General features: G+C 38.2%; 18 protein-coding genes. 11 read left to right on the top strand and 7 right to left on the bottom strand.

What is annotated here, in order from left to right; genetic code table 11:
- Positions 1 to 29 precede the first annotated feature (29 nt).
- The 9 genes from atpG to ACFSR8_RS01240 all read left to right on the top strand — a co-directional run bounded on the left by atpG (position 30) and on the right by ACFSR8_RS01240 (position 8,398).
- A complete protein-coding gene (atpG, locus tag ACFSR8_RS01200) occupies positions 30 to 890 on the top strand; it encodes an ATP synthase F1 subunit gamma (RefSeq protein ID WP_380288221.1) in 861 nt (286 codons plus the stop codon).
- Positions 891 to 1,182: 292 nt separating this feature from the next.
- Positions 1,183 to 1,617 (top strand): hypothetical protein, encoded by a 435-nt coding sequence (locus tag ACFSR8_RS01205; protein ID WP_380288223.1) that lies wholly within the window; start codon positions 1,183 to 1,185, stop codon positions 1,615 to 1,617.
- An 84-nt stretch (positions 1,618 to 1,701) separates the two neighbouring features.
- Positions 1,702 to 3,156 (top strand): oligosaccharide flippase family protein, encoded by a 1,455-nt coding sequence (locus ACFSR8_RS01210; protein ID WP_380288225.1) that lies wholly within the window; start codon positions 1,702 to 1,704, stop codon positions 3,154 to 3,156.
- The gene (dut, locus tag ACFSR8_RS01215; RefSeq protein WP_380288227.1) at positions 3,157 to 3,591 is read left to right on the top strand and encodes a dUTP diphosphatase; all 435 of its coding nucleotides are present in this window, start codon (positions 3,157 to 3,159) and stop codon (positions 3,589 to 3,591) included. It abuts the gene before it with no gap.
- Between the two features lie 72 nt (positions 3,592 to 3,663).
- Complete coding sequence (locus ACFSR8_RS01220; RefSeq protein ID WP_380288229.1) at positions 3,664 to 4,683, top strand: sugar phosphate nucleotidyltransferase; 1,020 nt, start codon at positions 3,664 to 3,666, stop codon at positions 4,681 to 4,683.
- A 20-nt stretch (positions 4,684 to 4,703) separates the two neighbouring features.
- Complete coding sequence (locus ACFSR8_RS01225) at positions 4,704 to 5,018, top strand: antibiotic biosynthesis monooxygenase family protein (RefSeq protein ID WP_380288231.1); 315 nt, start codon at positions 4,704 to 4,706, stop codon at positions 5,016 to 5,018.
- Positions 5,011 to 6,381 (top strand): tetratricopeptide repeat protein, encoded by a 1,371-nt coding sequence (locus ACFSR8_RS01230; RefSeq protein WP_380288233.1) that lies wholly within the window; start codon positions 5,011 to 5,013, stop codon positions 6,379 to 6,381. Before ACFSR8_RS01225 ends, ACFSR8_RS01230 begins: the two co-directional genes overlap by 8 nt.
- A 14-nt stretch (positions 6,382 to 6,395) precedes the next feature.
- Entirely contained in the window at positions 6,396 to 7,166 is a 771-nt protein-coding gene (locus ACFSR8_RS01235) for a DUF4292 domain-containing protein (protein ID WP_380288235.1), read from the top strand.
- Complete coding sequence (locus ACFSR8_RS01240; RefSeq protein WP_380289363.1) at positions 7,166 to 8,398, top strand: murein hydrolase activator EnvC family protein; 1,233 nt, start codon at positions 7,166 to 7,168, stop codon at positions 8,396 to 8,398. The genes ACFSR8_RS01235 and ACFSR8_RS01240 overlap by 1 nt, the downstream gene beginning before the upstream one ends.
- Before the next feature lie 44 nt (positions 8,399 to 8,442).
- On the opposite strand, the gene ACFSR8_RS01245 is transcribed toward ACFSR8_RS01240, so the two are convergent.
- The 3 genes from ACFSR8_RS01245 to ACFSR8_RS01255 all read right to left on the bottom strand — a co-directional run bounded on the left by ACFSR8_RS01245 (position 8,443) and on the right by ACFSR8_RS01255 (position 10,234).
- Entirely contained in the window at positions 8,443 to 8,655 is a 213-nt protein-coding gene (locus ACFSR8_RS01245) for a DUF6515 family protein (RefSeq protein WP_380288237.1), read from the bottom strand.
- Positions 8,656 to 8,704: 49 nt separating this feature from the next.
- Entirely contained in the window at positions 8,705 to 9,214 is a 510-nt protein-coding gene (locus ACFSR8_RS01250; RefSeq protein WP_380288239.1) for an acyl-CoA thioesterase, read from the bottom strand.
- A 66-nt stretch (positions 9,215 to 9,280) separates the two neighbouring features.
- Positions 9,281 to 10,234 carry an HU domain-containing protein gene (locus ACFSR8_RS01255; RefSeq protein ID WP_380288241.1) on the bottom strand — a complete coding sequence of 318 codons (954 nt, stop codon included), beginning with the start codon at positions 10,232 to 10,234 and terminating at the stop codon, positions 9,281 to 9,283.
- A 97-nt stretch (positions 10,235 to 10,331) separates the two neighbouring features.
- Here ACFSR8_RS01255 and dprA point away from each other — a divergent pair, with 97 nt between their 5' ends.
- Entirely contained in the window at positions 10,332 to 11,435 is a 1,104-nt protein-coding gene (gene dprA / locus ACFSR8_RS01260; RefSeq protein ID WP_380288243.1) for a DNA-processing protein DprA, read from the top strand.
- Here the strand turns inward: dprA and trpS are convergent.
- Positions 11,432 to 12,400 carry a tryptophan--tRNA ligase gene (gene trpS / locus ACFSR8_RS01265; RefSeq protein WP_380288245.1) on the bottom strand — a complete coding sequence of 323 codons (969 nt, stop codon included), beginning with the start codon at positions 12,398 to 12,400 and terminating at the stop codon, positions 11,432 to 11,434. The two genes, dprA and trpS, sit on opposite strands and share 4 nt — an antisense overlap.
- A gap of 105 nt (positions 12,401 to 12,505) precedes the next feature.
- Between trpS and ACFSR8_RS01270 the strand changes: the two genes are divergently transcribed.
- Complete coding sequence (locus tag ACFSR8_RS01270) at positions 12,506 to 13,246, top strand: lysophospholipid acyltransferase family protein (protein ID WP_380288248.1); 741 nt, start codon at positions 12,506 to 12,508, stop codon at positions 13,244 to 13,246.
- 331 nt (positions 13,247 to 13,577) lie between these two features.
- Here ACFSR8_RS01270 and ACFSR8_RS01275 read toward each other — a convergent pair whose 3' ends face one another.
- The 3 genes from ACFSR8_RS01275 to ACFSR8_RS01285 form a co-directional block, all read right to left on the bottom strand.
- Positions 13,578 to 15,194, bottom strand: a complete 1,617-nt coding sequence (locus tag ACFSR8_RS01275; RefSeq protein ID WP_380288250.1) for a hypothetical protein — start codon at positions 15,192 to 15,194, stop codon at positions 13,578 to 13,580.
- On the bottom strand, positions 15,194 to 15,736 hold the full coding sequence (locus ACFSR8_RS01280) for an RNA polymerase sigma factor (protein ID WP_380288252.1): 543 nt from the start codon (positions 15,734 to 15,736) through the stop codon (positions 15,194 to 15,196). The genes ACFSR8_RS01275 and ACFSR8_RS01280 overlap by 1 nt, the downstream gene beginning before the upstream one ends.
- Positions 15,737 to 15,839: 103 nt before the next feature.
- On the bottom strand, positions 15,840 to 16,256 hold the full coding sequence (locus tag ACFSR8_RS01285; protein ID WP_380288254.1) for a hypothetical protein: 417 nt from the start codon (positions 16,254 to 16,256) through the stop codon (positions 15,840 to 15,842).
- Positions 16,257 to 16,260: the final 4 nt, after the last annotated feature.

Below are 16,260 nucleotides of genomic sequence, written 5' to 3' on the forward strand. Positions count from 1 at the left end.
CTCCCCTTTGGGGAGGTTAGGTGGGGAAAATGGCAAACTTAAAAGAAATACGTAACAGAATATCATCGGTATCTTCAACGATGCAGATTACCAGTGCCATGAAAATGGTGTCGGCTGCAAAGTTAAAGAAGGCACAGGATGCTATTACGGCTATGCGCCCTTATGCGGACAAGTTGACCGAACTTTTACAAAGTTTAAGTGCAACCTTGGACGCAGATTCCGGAAGTAAGTTTTCTACACAAAGAGAGGTGAAGAAAGTGCTCATCGTAGCGATTACGTCTAATAGAGGTTTGGCTGGGGCATTTAACTCAAACATCATTAAAGAAGTTAACCGATTGGCTTCTGAAACCTATGCCAATCAGGAAGTGTCCTATATGGCTATTGGTAAAAAAGCCAATGATGCCTATAAGAAATCCAATAAAGTTGTTGCAAATCATAGCGCCGTTTTTGATGACTTAACGTTTGAAAATGTTGCAGCCATTGCACAAGAACTTATGGATAAATTTGTTGCTGGCGATTTTGATAAGATTGAAATCGTGTACAACAAGTTCAAGAATGCGGCGACTCAAATCGTGATGACAGAGCAGTTTTTACCGATTGTACCTGTTGAAGGCGAAGCCAATGCTAATGCCGATTATATTTTTGAACCATCGAAAGTTGAAATCGTTGAGCAATTGATTCCAAAATCTTTAAAAACTCAGTTGTACAAGGGGATAAGAGACTCTTTTGCTTCTGAGCACGGTGCGCGTATGACCGCAATGCACAAAGCAACGGATAACGCCAAAGAATTGAAAGACCAATTGACCTTATCGTACAACAAAGCACGTCAAGCGGCCATTACCAACGAAATCTTGGAGATTGTTGGTGGTGCGGAAGCTTTAAATAACTAAGTAATTTGTCATGCTGAACTTGTTTCAGCATCTCATATAATTTTATTAGACCTGTCTAGTTTTCAAAAACCTGACAGGTCTTTTTTTATGGCTTAATACCAAATAGACCATAAAATAATGCCAAAATACTTGTTCATTTTCCCACTTTCTTCATTGCAGAAAATTTCCGTAGCTATGGCTATGCAAACTTTCCACAGCTTCAAAAGCGAAAAAAGCAACTGCGTATTTTTTAACATAATTTCATAATCTATTTGGTATAACTTTTGAATTCATACCTTTGAAATAAAGGCTTATGAAACTTTTGAAACACATATTATTTGCGATTTCCGTTTGTGTCGGATGTATTCGATGTGCCAGCACCCAAAAGCTTGAAAAGAATCCGCCATTGGAAATTGGTCAGATTTCATATACAGAACAGAATGCCAATACTGCTGTAGATAGCATCTTTATTCCTATAAAATCGAACCCACAAAATGTACAATTAGATAGTATTGTGTTCCAAGGGAAAACTACGGGTTTGGTGCTTTTGGAGAATAAAATTTATGTCGGCACTTTTCCACAGAAAGACTTCATTATGAGCGATGAACCCTATGCAGAGCACGCTAACGAATTACCGGAATTACCACCAAAACAGTTTTCTAAATTGAAAGCGGATGAGGCCGTGATTTTTTATGAATTAAACAATAAAACGCATTATTTCAAAGTTTTGGGAGTCGCAAAGCAATAGTTTTTCACAATAAATCAGGCGCAAATTATAATCTTTGCTTAACAGGTTCTAATAATGTATTTTTAATGACATAAAACCTATCCTTTGGGCGGACTCAAAACATTATTCCAACAAACTTTTATTTACGGGCTGGCCACAGTGCTTCCGAGGATGTTGAGTTTTTTGCTCACGCCACTTTATACTCAAGTTATGGCAGTGGGTGTCTATGGAAAAGTATCCATAATATTTTCTTGGTTTGCCATTTTTAATGTGATTTTGGCCTATGGTATGGAAACGGCTTTTTTTCGTTTTTTTAATAAGGAAGAACAGCAGGAAAAAGTAGTTGGTACGGCAACATTATCCATTGTTTTTACATCTTTTGCGATATTTCTATTGGCTTTTTTGTTTAAACATCAAATAGCTGAGATTACCGATATAGAAGTACGGCATATTAGCTTCGTCATTTGGATTCTATTGCTTGATGCGCTGGTTATCATCCCATTTGCATGGTTACGAGCCAACGCAAAACCGGTTAAATATGCTATTATAAAAATTGCGAACGTAGCCATCAACATTGGGCTTAATTTATTCTTCTTTCTCCTATTAGCGGATTTGGCTAGTAAAAACGACTTTTTCGGTTCAATGTATAGATCAGATTTTGAAATCAGTTACGTACTAATTGCGAATTTCATTGCAAGTGCTGTAACGCTTATTATAATGTTGTTCTTTTATAGTAAAATCAAATATGTTTTCGATTCCAAATTGTGGCGACAAATGTTGCAATATGCGCTACCTGTATTAGTAGCAGGATTGGCCTACACGACAATCGAACAATTCAATCGTATTTTATTGGAGAGCAGTTTATCCACAGCCGCGAATCCTGAGGATGAAGTGGGGATGTTTTCGGCATGTTACAAATTGGCTTTATTTATGACGCTTTTTGCAACGGCTTTTCGATTGGGGATCGAGCCCTATTTTTTCAGTCATGCCAAAAGTGATAACCCACAGAAAAACTATGCTAAAATTTTGGAGTTTTTTGTGGCCTTTGGTGCCGTCATTCTATTAACCGTTGTGGTGTTTGCAGATATTTTAAAGGTGATCATTATTCGCGACGAGGATTACTGGGAAGCCATGTGGATTGTACCCATCATATTGGTGGCAAGCTTTTGTTTAGGCATCTATCATAATCTTTCGGTTTGGTATAAAATTACAGACCGCACCAAGTTTGGAGCATATATTTCAGTTGTTGGTGCTATCATTACCTTAGGCCTAAATATTTGGTTGATACCGATTATTAGTTACAAAGGTTCTGCTATTGCTACATTGGCGGCTTACAGTAGTATGGTAATTTTATCTTATTTTTTCGGGAGGAAATATTATCCCATACCTTATAATCTTAAAAAAATAGGAGGATATTTATTGCTTTCCATTGGATTCTCTTCGCTGTCTTTCTATCAATTTAGAGGGCAATATATTATTGGAATTTCGTTGTTAGTTGTATTTTTGGGCATCGTATATGCCGCTGAAAGAAAACAGATTAAAACCTTACTCAACAGATAAATGAAAATAAAAATCATCAATAAATCCACCCACGATTTACCGCACTATGAAACTGTTGCTTCCGCAGGAATGGATTTGAGGGCCAATATCTCAGAATCAAGGGTGTTAAAACCCTTGGAGCGAAGTATTGTGGGCACAGGTCTTTTTATTGAATTACCGGTAGGATTGGAAGCCCAGGTGCGCCCTAGAAGTGGGCTAGCCGCTAAGAAGGGGATTACAGTACTGAATGCCCCTGGGACGATAGATGCGGATTACAGAGGGGAAATAGGCGTGATTTTGGTCAACCTTTCCAATGAAGAATTTACCATCCACAATGGTGAGCGTATTGCGCAACTGGTTATTGCCAAGCACGAACGTGCTGAATGGGTTCAGGCAGAAGAATTGTCGTCAACAGATAGAGGTGAAGGCGGATTTGGTAGCACAGGAACCAAATAGAAAGAAAAGTATTTGTGAATTCGCGACAAAACGAATCAACAATTAAACAGATAAACGAATCAACTTTAAAAAATGAAAATAATAGTCCCAATGGCCGGTCGAGGTTCTCGATTGCGCCCACACAGTTTAACCGTACCAAAACCTCTAATCCCGGTTGCGGGCCAGCCTATCGTTCATCGTTTGGTAAAAGATATTGCCAAAGTATTAAAGCAACCCATTGATGAAATCGCTTTCGTGTTGGGTGACCCTGCATGGTTTGGCGACGAGGTAGTATCCAGTTTAGAAGTTTTGGCCAAAAGTTTAGGAGCCAAGGCCTCTATTTACCGTCAAGATAAACCATTAGGAACGGGGCATGCCATTATGTGCGCCAAGCCTTCATTGTCTGGCCCGGCTGTAATTGCTTATGCTGATACGCTAATACGGGCTGAGTTCGATTTAGACCCAAATGCCGATAGTGTGATTTGGACCAAACAGGTGGATAATCCAGAAGCTTACGGTGTCGTAAAACTAAATCCGAATGATGAAATCATCGAACTGGTTGAAAAACCAGAGAATTTCGTATCAGACCAAGCCGTGATTGGGATTTACTATTTCAAGGATGTTGCAGTTTTAAAGGATAAGCTGCAAGAAATTCTGGATGAGAACGTTATGAATGGAGGTGAATACCAAATTAATGACGGCATCAAACGTATGATGGCAGATGACAAGGTTTTTAAAACCGGAACAGTGGATGAATGGATGGATTGTGGCAATAAGACCATCACTATCGAAACCAATCAGCGCATGTTGGGATTTTTGAAGGCGGATGGTGAAGAGCAATTAGTGGCATCTTCGGCTAAACTGAAAAATTCAAACATAATTGAACCTTGTTTTGTAGGTGAAAATGTAGTGTTAAAAAATGCAACTATCGGTCCCTTTGTTTCCGTTGGAAATGGAACCGTTATTGAAAACTCAACTATTGAAAATAGTTTGATACAGACCAGTTCTGAAATAAAAAATGCCAAATTAACCAATGCAATGATTGGGAATCATGTGAAATATAACGGTGATTTCACTAGCGTTAGTATCGGCGATTATTCGGTTTTGGAATAGGTTTCACAAGGAAATTAGGCATGTATATCGTATTATATTCATTTAGTGTTAAACCTAATCACGAAGACAGTTTTATTGAAGGCTGGAAGGGTTTGACAAATATGATTTATCAATACGAGGGCAGTTTGGGTTCAAGATTGCATAAAAAGGATGAACAAGAGTATGTTGCCTATGCGCAGTGGCCTTCCAAAGAAAAGTTTGAAAGTTCAGGAAGTAATTTGCCAGAAGAAGCAAACAGGTTTAGAAGTTTAATGAAAACATCCTGTGAGGCCATTAAAATTGCAGACAAGTTTGAAGTTATTGAGGACTTGCTTTCAACTAAATTACATGATTAAAAAGGGTTGCTACATATTACTTTTAATTGTTGGAATTTTAGTTTTTCCACAGGTAAGCTTTGCCCAAGTAGATTTCAACAAAAAGCCGGATGATGATTTGGGTGTGGTTGAAGACAAATTTCAAGAGTTTTTCTTTGAGGCTCTCAAACAAAAGGGTATCGAGAATTATGAAAAATCCGTTGAGGCCTTGCAACAGTGTATCGCTTTGGATAAAAGCCCTGCCGTGTTATATTTCGAGTTAGGCAAAAACTACATGAAGCTGAAAAACTTCGGTGAGGCTGAAGATGCCCTAAAGGAAGCCGTGGATAAAGATCCTGATAACGAGTGGTATCTCGATGAGCTTTATGGGTACTATGTATCCCAAAACGATTTGAAAAAGGCACTAAAAACAGTGCAACAATTAGTTGAGTACCACCCAGATTACAAAGAAGATTTAGCTGCGCTTTATCTTAAAATGGAAAAGTTTGACGACGCTTTAGGTGTATTGGATGAACTAGATAAAGCTTACGGTATTTCCATTTCAAGGGATATCATGCGCAATAAAATATACCAGATTACCGGTCGCACTAAAGACCAAATTGAAAACCTGGAAACTCGCATTGAAGATAACCCTGAAAGAGAGTCCAATTACTTGGCTTTGATTTACAGATATAGCGAAAACAATGAAAAGGAAAAAGCTTTTGAAACTGCTAAGGAATTGCTAAAGGTCAATCCCAATTCGCAGGTAGTACATTTGGCACTGTACAAATTTTATTTAGACGATGATAATACCGAACAAGCCATAAAGTCCATGAAAATTGTTGTGAAAAGCAATGAAATAAAACCAGAAGCCAAGTTAAAAGTGCTTTCTGATTTTGTTGGCTTCGTAAAGAAATATCCTGAGTACGAGGCTGATTTAGTGGAGGCTACCACCCTTTTAGATGGTAAAACCAATGCCAAAACCTTATCAGATTTGGGTTATTATTATTTAAGCAAAAACGACAAAGCCAATGCTCTTCACTATTTGGAGGAGGCATTAAAGTTAAACGGAAGCGATTTCAATATCGTAAAAAATGTCTTGTTACTTCAAATCGATTTGCAACAGTTTGATGAAGCTGTTCAAAAAAGTGAAGAGGTTATCCAAAAATTTCCCGCACAGCCTTTGGGTTACCTAATTAATGGTGTGGCTTTAAATGCACGACAAAAACCGAACGACGCCATTTCAGTATTGGAATCGGGATTGGATTGGGTTATTGACAACCCTAAAATGGAATCCGATTTCTATTTACAGTTAAGCAAAGCTTACGAAATGTTGGGCAATATGGAAAAATCGGGTGCGTTTATGAAAAAAGCGAAAGTCTTACAATTATCCACAGGTAATTAAACAAATATTGAAGTTTGAAACAAACACGTAAAATTATAATCATCGTAGTTCTTAGTTTTGCTGTTTTTGGGTGTAAACCCTCAAAAACCGTAGCTGAAGGCGATGCCAATTTAAAACTTTCGGCACGGCAGTTGATTAAAGAAAACGGCAAGAAATCCCCGGAATTTAATACGCTTCAATCCAAATTAAAGATCACCTATTCCGAAAAGGACAAAAAGCAATCGCATACGGTGAGTTATCGCATGAAAAAAGATGAGGTACTATGGTTGAGTGCCACCTTTGGAATAATTAGGGCTAAAATTACACCGACTAGTGTTGCGTTTTATAATAAATTGGACAACACCTATTTTGAAGGCGATTTTAAATATTTCAGTAAACTTTTGGGGACCGAATTGGATTTTCAAAAGATCCAAAATATCATTTTGGGTGAGGCCTTATACAATTTAAAAGACGATTCCTATAAGGTTTCGGTGCATGAAGGCAGTTATGTGTTGCAACCCAAAAACCAGCGGGAACTATTCGAAATTTTCTTTCTTTTGAATCCCTCGCATTATAAGATCCAATCACAACAGTTGACCCAATTTTCGGAACAACGGCACCTACAAATTGACTACTTGGCGCACCAGGAGGTGGAAAAGGAAGTTTTACCAGAGCATGTAAAAGTCATTGCTGTTGAAGGGGATAAGGAGTTAATAGCCGAACTGGAGTTCAAATCCGTGTCTTTAAATGAAGACATCCGATTTCCATTTAAAATCCCTTCTGGATTCAAGAAGATAGAGCTTTGATGGTAGCAAAAAACCAAATATTAAAGGGTCTGATTATATTTCTTTTTCTTTCATGTAGCTACCCGTTGCTTGGGCAATCCGGTAAACAAAAACTGCTCGAAGACCGTCGGCAGGAATTGCGAAAGGAAATCCAAAAAATAAATGCTTTAAGGGCAGAAAACAAATCCAAGGAGAAATCACAACTGTCCTTAATTGAAGATTTCAACTATAAGATAAGTGTGTTGAACAACTTGATTAAGGTGACCAACCAACAGGCCAACCTGCTTACAAGGGAAATCAACAATAATCAAAAGCAGATTACCAATCTTCGGAATGAACTGAAATTGCTAAAGGAGGATTATGCGGCCATGATAGTGAAGTCCTATAAAAGTCGAAACCAGCAAAGCCGGATTATGTTTTTGTTGTCCTCAAACGATTTTAAGCAGGCCTACAAGCGATTGCAGTATATGAAACAGTATACCAATCATCAAAAAGAACAAGGGGAGACGATTAAGGCCAAAACGAATGAATTGCAAAAAATCAATCAAAATTTACTGGTTCAAAAGAAAGAAAAAGAGAAACTAGTTGCTGAAAATAGGGCTACCCAAAAAACGTTACAGAAGGAACGAGCGCAACATCAGGAATTGATGACATCAATCCGAAAGAATTTAAGTAGGTATACGGCTCAAATCAAAGCAAAGCAACGTGAAGCGGATAGAATTGACAGAGAAATAGAACGCATCATTAAGGCCGAAATTGCCAAATCCAATAAGGGTTCAAAAACAACTAAAGCTAGTAAGTCCAACTTTGCATTAACAGCTGAAGAGAAAGTATTGGCCAATAGCTTTGTCGCCAATAAAGGGAAACTGCCTTGGCCAGTTGAAAAAGGGTTTGTAAAAGTGCGCTATGGCACCCAACCACACCCTATCGACAGATCGTTGACCATCAAAAGTAATGGCGTAAGGATTTCCACTGAAAAAGGCGCAAAAGTCCGCGCCGTTTTTGATGGAACCGTCAGCAGAATTGTGCGTATAAAGAATGCCAATCCCATTGTAATGGTCCGTCATGGAAATTACATCACTGCCTATAAAAACCTTCATAAAGTAACGGTAAAAGAGGGCGATAAAGTAAAGACCAAGCAGGAAATAGGAGAAGTCTTTACCAATCCAACCACGGGAGAAACCGTGCTGAATTTCGTGGTGTTCAAGGATTTAAATACGCAGAATCCTGCGAGTTGGATTTATAGGATGTAGCATGCCTACAAGGTCATCTAGACCTTGCAGGATAAACAAAGTTTTTAGACCCTTACAAAAACGTAACCGCGTCTTGTTTTACGATAGTGTTTCCCATTCCAGAAGTAGTAGCGTTTTCCTTTTACCGTGACTACTTTATAGTTTCTTGGTGGGGTTTTTACAACAGTTACTGAAGCTGGTCGTGTAACTACTCTCGTGGCACATGACGACACACTCATCATGCAAATTGCAGAAAATAAGATAACAAAAGTTCTCATAGCATTAAGATTTTGGGTTTACTATAAGACTATGGTGATTTAAAAAGGTTTAATCAAACAATGCTTTTAATTCTTTCGCTTCGTTTGGTTTTATCTTTCCGGCAAGTAAAAGGCTCAATTGTTTTCTTCGTAAAGCGGCATCAAAACGCTCCTTTTCAATTTTAGTTTCGGGAAGTACTTCAGGAACTTTTACTGGCTTTCCGGTGGAGTCCACAGCCACAAAGGTATAAATAGCTTCATTGGCTTTGGTGCGCTCTCCAGATTCTCGATCTTCCATCCAAACATCAATATAAATTTCCATTGAGGTATTGAACGCGCGGGATACTTTTGCTTCAACGGTTACCACGCTTCCCAAAGGCACAGCACGATTAAAGGCTACATGATTTACAGATGCCGTCACCACAATGCGTCTACTATGACGTCGGGCAGCAATACTGGCAGCGCGATCCATTCGAGCCAATAATTCGCCGCCAAAAAGGTTGTTTAACGGATTGGTTTCACTGGGCAAAACCATATCCGTCATTGTAGTTTTAGATTGTTCTGGAGTCTTTGCTTTCATCGTAACTTTTTAATGGCGCAAAGTTACGTATTAAAGCAGTAAGGTGATTTGTAATTTTGTGTTAAACTAGTCCAGTTTTTTTACTAGCAACCAAGCATCGCGGTTATGTGTGCGCTTAATGTTTCTAAGCGCATTTAAAGCGTCCAATCGGCCTTCGTAGCTGGCATAAACCACTTGGTGCAATCCGTATTTATTGGCACCTATTTTTCTTGCACTAAAACCTTCCGATTTTAACTGGGCCACTTTTTTGTCGCAGTTTTCTTCAACGCGAAATGCCCCCGCAACAATGTGATAGTTTCCGGTTTGTTTGGAAACATTCAAGGTAATAGCCGGAAGCGGATTTAAACTAAAGGTAGCCTCCTGAATTTTGCTTTCCAACTGTTGTGTAGCTTGTTCCTGAGCTAGTTGATTATGGGTTTCAATTTGATCCACATAATATTTTGAAGCAACAAAGCCACCAAGGGTCAGAGCAATAATTGCCACAGCCGCATATTTCAAATAACCCTTTTTGGTTGCTGAGCCTGTGGAAGCACGTTTTTCTGGTGTGAAAACAATTGGCGTGGTTTCTTCAATGGCTTCAGCAGTTTCCTTATAAACCTCACGGGAAATTACTGAAGATTCAAAAGGAGACAGTCCAAACGCATCGGTCAAATAATTCAAATTATAAGACGGTTCAAACACAATTTTGCCTTCGGTATTAAAAATAATTTCACCGATATTTTTAAACGTAATGGTTTCGCCTTGCGTTAAATACGATTTTAAGGTTTTTACGCGCTTTTTAATTTTTTTGGTGGCAACTTCAAAAGGAATCTTTTCAACATCAGCGATATAGCGTGCCAATAAGCCATCATTTTTTTGGATTTGCTCGTTAAAGGAAATCACCTTTTTTGGTGGGTAAAAGGTGTGGTTTTCAGCATTAATTGTGGCCGATTGACATTCGGTTAAAAACGCTCCGAAGTCAGGTACCACAACACATTCATATCTGTATAGTAAATCGCTAATGTAGGTTTCTAGTTGCATGAAAACAAAGTTAAAAAAATATGGTTTTCATTAAATTTTTCACTTAACTATTTATTAACAATGCAAAATTGCTTTAATTGCATTAGAAACGATTGACATGACGGAAAACGACCTACTTTATACCCTAGCTTTAAATCACGTACCAAATATTGGGGACATCACAGCAAAACGACTGATCGGACATTGCGGTTCGGCTGAAGCGGTTTTAAAAGAAAAGAAGCATAAACTTCTCAAAATTGATGGCATTGGTGAGCATGCGTTGCAAGGGCTTTTTGATAGTATTCATTTGTCCGAAGCTGAAAAAGAAATCAACTTCATCAATGAGCATCAAATTAAGGTGAGTTATTTTCAGGATACCGATTATCCCGAAAGATTAAAGCATTGTATCGATGGGCCTGTTTTATTGTTTCAAACGGGGAATATTAACCTAAATCAAAAGCACATTATTAGTATTGTTGGCACCCGACGCATTACCGTAAATGGCATTGCGTTTTGTGAAAAACTAGTAGAAGCCTTAAAACCATACAACCCTATTATTATATCTGGTTTTGCTTTGGGTGCTGATATCACCGCGCATAAAAATGCCTTGAAGCATGATTTACAGACTATTGCTTGTTTGGCACACGGACTCAATGAAATCTATCCGAAAAGCCATAAAAAATATATGGTGGACATGGAAAGAAACGGCGGGTTTTTCTCTGATTTTTGGAGCACGGCCGCATTTGACCGGAAAAACTTTTTAAAACGAAACCGCATTATCGCAGGCGTAAGCGAAGCTACGATTGTTGTTGAATCTGCGGAAAAAGGGGGGAGTTTAGTTACTGCCGATATTGCCCATTCCTACAATCGAGATGTCTTTGCAGTTCCTGGACGTACGACCGACAAACTTAGTATTGGGTGCAATAATTTGATTAAATTCCAAAAGGCACACATGCTGACGACGCCTTTGGATGTGCCTTATATCCTGAATTGGCAATTCGAGGATGAACAGCAACCCTCCATTCAAAAAAAGCTATTCGTTGAATTGGACGCCACTGAAAAACTCATTTATAATTATCTAAAGGACAACGAAAAACAGCAATTGGATATCATTGCCTTAAATTGTAATATGCCCATTTTTAAAGTATCCAGTACATTACTGAATATGGAGTTGAAAGGGGTGGTTCGGCCCTTGCCTGGGAAGTTGTTTGAGGTGATTTAGTATCCAACTTTTTTACGCACACGTTCCAAAACAGCATCAGCCACTTTTTTAGCTTTTTCGGCCCCAATAGCTAATGCTTTATCCACCTCTTCCAAGTTGTTCATGTAGTAATTATAGCGTTCCCTTGGTTCTGCAAATTTTTCAAGAATTAATTCGAAAAGGGCCTGCTTGGCATGTCCGTAGCCATAACCACCTTTTTCATAATTGGCTTTCATTTTAGCGATTTGCGCATCGTTCGCCAAAAGGCTGTAAATTGCAAAACAGTTGCAGGTTTTCCAATCCTTCGGGTCTTCAAGTGGAGTGCTGTCCGTTTGAATGGACATAATTTGCTTGCGCAATTTTTTGTCCGGCAGAAAAATATTGATGGTATTGTTACGGCTTTTGCTCATTTTTTCACCATCCGTTCCGGGAATCAACATAGTATTTTCCTGAATTTTACCTTCAGGCAACACAAAGGTTTCTCCCATTTGAGCATGGAAGCGAGAAACCACATCTCGGGTCATTTCAATATGTTGCAACTGATCTTTCCCCACTGGGATGATATTGGCATCGTATAATAAAATGTCTGCAGCCATCAACATCGGGTAGGTAAACAGACCAGAATTTACATCCTCCAATCGATCGGCTTTATCCTTAAAACTATGGGCCAAAGTCAATCGTTGATAAGGAAAAAAACAGCTTAAATACCATGATAATTCCGTCACTTGTGGCACATCGCTTTGTCGGTAAAACACGGTCTTATCAATATCCAATCTAAAGGCAAGCCAAGTGGCGGCAGTGGAATATGTGTTCTCACGCAAAAGGACTGCATTCTTAATCTGGGTTAGGGTATGGAGGTTTGCAATAAACAAATAGGAATCGTTTTCGGGGTTTTCGGCCATTTTAATTGCGGGTAGAATAGCGCCCAAAATATTGCCCAAATGTGGTGTCCCTGTACTTTGTATGCCTGTAAGAATTCGTGCCATAACAATTACCTGCGGAAGCAGGTATCTTTTTAATTAATTTTAACCGAAGGGCAAAGGTAATCCATTTCACAAAAACCTCAATACTATTGCTTACTTTTGACGGAGATGATTGTCTTCAAGTACATATTTTGGCTTTTGTATCGTATTTGGTTTTACATTCTTGTGGCCTTACCAATTTTAATCCTTTTCCCGATTCTTTTAATTTCCATTTCTAAGGAATCTTGGTACCCTTTCTTTTTCAAGCTGGCCCGGGGGTGGGCAAAATTCATTTTAATAGGTATGGGGTTTCGATGGAAAATTGAACGAGATCAAGTTCCGGAACCAGGCAAAAGTTACATGTTTATTGCCAACCATACTTCCATGGTAGATATTATGTTAATGCTTACAGCGATTAAAAATCCGTTTGTATTTGTTGGAAAGAAGGAACTTGCTAAAATTCCGTTATTTGGATTTTTCTATAAACGCACCTGTATTTTGGTGGATCGCAGTTCTGCGAAAAGCAGAAAGGCGGTGTTTTTAAGGGCTCAGAGACGATTACAGCAGGGGTTGAGCATCTGTATTTTCCCAGAAGGCGGGGTTCCCGATGAAGGTATTATTTTAGATGAATTTAAAGATGGTGCATTTCGTTTGGCGATAAACCACCAAATTCCGGTGGTGCCATTAACTTTTGCTGATAATAAAAGGCGATTTTCATATACGTTCTTCAGTGGCGGCCCTGGAAGGATGCGTGCCAAGGTTCATGAGTTTATTAGCACTAAGGGTTTGACTATTGATGACACTAGGGTGCTTAATGAACGGGCAAAAGGTTTGATTTTAAAGCAGTTACAAAATTCAAAAAAGTATTAATAAGACAATGAACTTCAGAGTGTGTTTGAGTAAATATTTCAATTTCATAAAAATATTACTAATTGTATCATCTACGGCAATTATGTTCATCGCCTATTTCTTTAGCGATAAACCGTTTTCCTTGGAAACCATTAAGTCTAATATCGAAAACCCAATGATGTATTTATGCATTCTTATTTCTCTTTTGACAGCACTATGGATAAATATGAGCATTTTCACTAAAAAGAATTTGATGAGAGAAAAATAAAAAACTGCCCTGGGGAAGGGCAGTTTTTTCAGATATCGATTTTCGAGCTTAATTGAAAACCAATATCCAGATCTAACCAAAAACCTAAAATTTAATTCCGAACCCGGTGTAAACCCCAATAAAGAAGGGCTGAAAGTCGCCGGATGTATTTTTAAACGTATTAATTTGATATTTGAACATTGGCTCTAAATTCAAATTAATTCTTTTCGATACTTTATAATTCAAGCCCAATCCAAAATTGGCACTATAACTGGTTTTATTGATATTATTCGCTTCACCCAAACGCGTACTTTGCCCGTCAATTTCAGAAAACAGGTCGTTGTTGTTCAAAAAGAGGGAACTGAATCCGCCAATAACATTCAAGCCAAATCGCTTACCAGTGAGTGCATACTGAATTTCCAAAGGAATTTCAATATAACCTAAGGATTGATTAATTGTGGTATTTGCCGTATCTAACAAGGCTGGGCTATTACTGGCGTTGAAATTGTCTGCGCTTACAATGGTAAAGTTGTCGGCATCCACAGCAGGAGTGTCGTTCACATCACCAAAGGATGCGCTATTTACGGTTTCAATATTGCTGGATCTCGTGGAAGCACTGGCATTTAAAGACCTGAAGACCAAAACGTCATTGGTATTGTACCCCAAATTAACGCGATTCACACCAGAACGTATGGTAACCTTGTCACTGAGGGCATAGCTGGCATTTATACCATAACTCATATTTACCTCACCACTTTTAGAGTTGTTATTAAATTGCGGATCAATAGATGACCCTTTTCCTAAACTGCTGAAGTAAACGGGAGCTACATTAGGGGCAACGCTCCATTTATTTAATTTGACTGCTGAGCCTGTCGAAGTATTCTCTTCATCCTCAAGAAGGGATTGGTTTTCTTCAATGGCCTCTTCAATGGTTTTAGTTTCCTTTTGGCTAGTGTTTTCAGCTATGGCCTGAGTTTCTTCACCAACCAATTCTTTATTTAAGACCGGTGCTTTCTCTTCAAGATTTTGTTTGTCAGGCTTATTTTTAATAGTATTTTCAGCTATCTGTTGGGCGCCATTATCAACCGCATTAGTTTTTTTAGGCGATATTTTATTTTTAATACTTGCCTCGGTTTTAGCCGTATTATTTTCATTGTTTTCGGCCAAAGCTTTGTTGTTATTCTGTTGAATCAAAGTTTCATTAACAACAGGATTTTCCTTTGAAATCGATTCACTTTTCGTTGGAACTTTTTTCTGCTTTTCATTTGAACTAGCTAAAGAAGGCGATGACTGGTTCAATTTCAAGATTTCTTCTGAATTCTTTATACCGCTGTCACTTTTAGTCTCATCAACTGCATTTTGATGCTCATCGACATTGGAAATCACCGAATTTCCTAGGTGGTCTTCAGCAATTTTATTTTGAGGTGTTTTTATATCCTCAGTGGTGCTATCAGAATTAGTATCCGTTTTTTCGGTATCTACAATTTGAGGCGTTTTGGCCGTTTCATTATCATTAAAATAAGCGATACCTCCTATAGTTAGAAATAACAATAAAAGAGCGGCCACACCAGCATAGCGCCACCAAATAGGGATTACCCTGCGCTTTTTCTTCTTAGCCTTCAGCTTTGCTTCTATGTTGCTCCAGACCGCATCATCGGGGGTAACTTCAAAATCCTTGAAGCGTTCCTGGAACAATCTGTCAATATGTTTCTTATCTCCCATTATAAGGATTGTAGGTTTTGCTTTGCGTTTTGGTCTTCTATAGTTTGCTTCAAAATCTGTCTTGCTCTGGCTAAATTTGATTTTGAAGTGCCTATAGTAATCTTTAGCATTTCTGCTATATCTTTATGCGAATACCCATCCAGTACATAAAGGTTGAACACCAGCCTGTAACGGTCGGGTAAATCCTGAATGATTTGTAATAAATAATCTAAAGAAACCTGCTCCTCATCAATATCTATTTCAACATCTTCAGCTATGTTTTCATTTACGATGTCAAAGACTTTTTCGTTTCTGTACCGTTGTAACACCGTATTTACTGTGATACGTTTCAGCCATCCTTCAAAAGAGCCCTTGTGTTTATACTGTTCAATTTTATCAAAAATGGTTAAAAAAGCATCCTGCAAATTGTCTTCGGCCTCTGCATAGTTGCGCGAATACTTTAAGCACGTAGAAAACAGTTTGCTTGAAAAGCGCTTGTACAATTCTCCTTGTGCTTTAGTATCATTGATTTTACAATTTTCTATGAGTTGGTTTAAACTCAAGTGATACAGGGATTAATTAACACTTAAACCTTATAACTAATGAACCCTAAAATTAATACCAAAACATCAAATTTTAAAGTATCATTTTAAAATCCATTAGGCATTAATCTTCAACGGGTACTTCAACGATTAAGTATTGGTCTACTTCATTTTCGTCTTCGCCCTGCCAAAACTTGAATATATACGAACCATTACTGGTAACTTTAAAATTAAACGAGGCTTCTACCACTTCATCAGTTAATTCCTCGCAATCATTCCTTTCAAAACAATAATTGACTACGGCTACGGTGCGTTCATTGTTCTCTTTCAAATAATAAAAATCCCTAAACTTATGACAAGTTGAAGGTCTTAAATAACTCACGGTAATTGGGTAAATAGCACCTAACTCAAAACTATCAGGGATGTCAACGCTTTCGATAGGTAATACTTCAAAGTTGAAGTTCAAATTTCCATCATCATCTGCTAAATCACAACTACTTAAAAACACTAGCAAAAAGCCGAGTATTAAAAACTTTTTCATAATG

The organism is Hyunsoonleella rubra (genome assembly GCF_042684665.1).
GTDB lineage: Bacteria > Bacteroidota > Bacteroidia > Flavobacteriales > Flavobacteriaceae > Jejuia > Jejuia rubra.

Excerpts from the sequence above, each read along its gene's own strand:
- ACFSR8_RS01245 (WP_380288237.1), bottom strand. The coding sequence starts at position 8,655 with ATGAGAACTTTTGTTATCTTATTTTCTGCAATTTGCATGATGAGTGTG.
- ACFSR8_RS01255 (WP_380288241.1), bottom strand. The coding sequence starts at position 10,234 with ATGCAACTAGAAACCTACATTAGCGATTTACTATACAGATATGAATGT.
- dprA (WP_380288243.1), top strand. The coding sequence starts at position 10,332 with ATGACGGAAAACGACCTACTTTATACCCTAGCTTTAAATCACGTACCA.
- ACFSR8_RS01225 (WP_380288231.1), top strand. The coding sequence starts at position 4,704 with ATGTATATCGTATTATATTCATTTAGTGTTAAACCTAATCACGAAGAC.
- ACFSR8_RS01220 (WP_380288229.1), top strand. The coding sequence starts at position 3,664 with ATGAAAATAATAGTCCCAATGGCCGGTCGAGGTTCTCGATTGCGCCCA.
- ACFSR8_RS01240 (WP_380289363.1), top strand. The coding sequence starts at position 7,166 with ATGGTAGCAAAAAACCAAATATTAAAGGGTCTGATTATATTTCTTTTT.
- ACFSR8_RS01230 (WP_380288233.1), top strand. The coding sequence starts at position 5,011 with ATGATTAAAAAGGGTTGCTACATATTACTTTTAATTGTTGGAATTTTA.
- atpG (WP_380288221.1), top strand. The coding sequence starts at position 30 with ATGGCAAACTTAAAAGAAATACGTAACAGAATATCATCGGTATCTTCA.
- dut (WP_380288227.1), top strand. The coding sequence starts at position 3,157 with ATGAAAATAAAAATCATCAATAAATCCACCCACGATTTACCGCACTAT.
- ACFSR8_RS01275 (WP_380288250.1), bottom strand. The coding sequence starts at position 15,194 with ATGGGAGATAAGAAACATATTGACAGATTGTTCCAGGAACGCTTCAAG.
- ACFSR8_RS01285 (WP_380288254.1), bottom strand. The coding sequence starts at position 16,256 with ATGAAAAAGTTTTTAATACTCGGCTTTTTGCTAGTGTTTTTAAGTAGT.
- ACFSR8_RS01205 (WP_380288223.1), top strand. The coding sequence starts at position 1,183 with ATGAAACTTTTGAAACACATATTATTTGCGATTTCCGTTTGTGTCGGA.
- ACFSR8_RS01250 (WP_380288239.1), bottom strand. The coding sequence starts at position 9,214 with ATGAAAGCAAAGACTCCAGAACAATCTAAAACTACAATGACGGATATG.
- trpS (WP_380288245.1), bottom strand. The coding sequence starts at position 12,400 with ATGGCACGAATTCTTACAGGCATACAAAGTACAGGGACACCACATTTG.
- ACFSR8_RS01270 (WP_380288248.1), top strand. The coding sequence starts at position 12,506 with ATGATTGTCTTCAAGTACATATTTTGGCTTTTGTATCGTATTTGGTTT.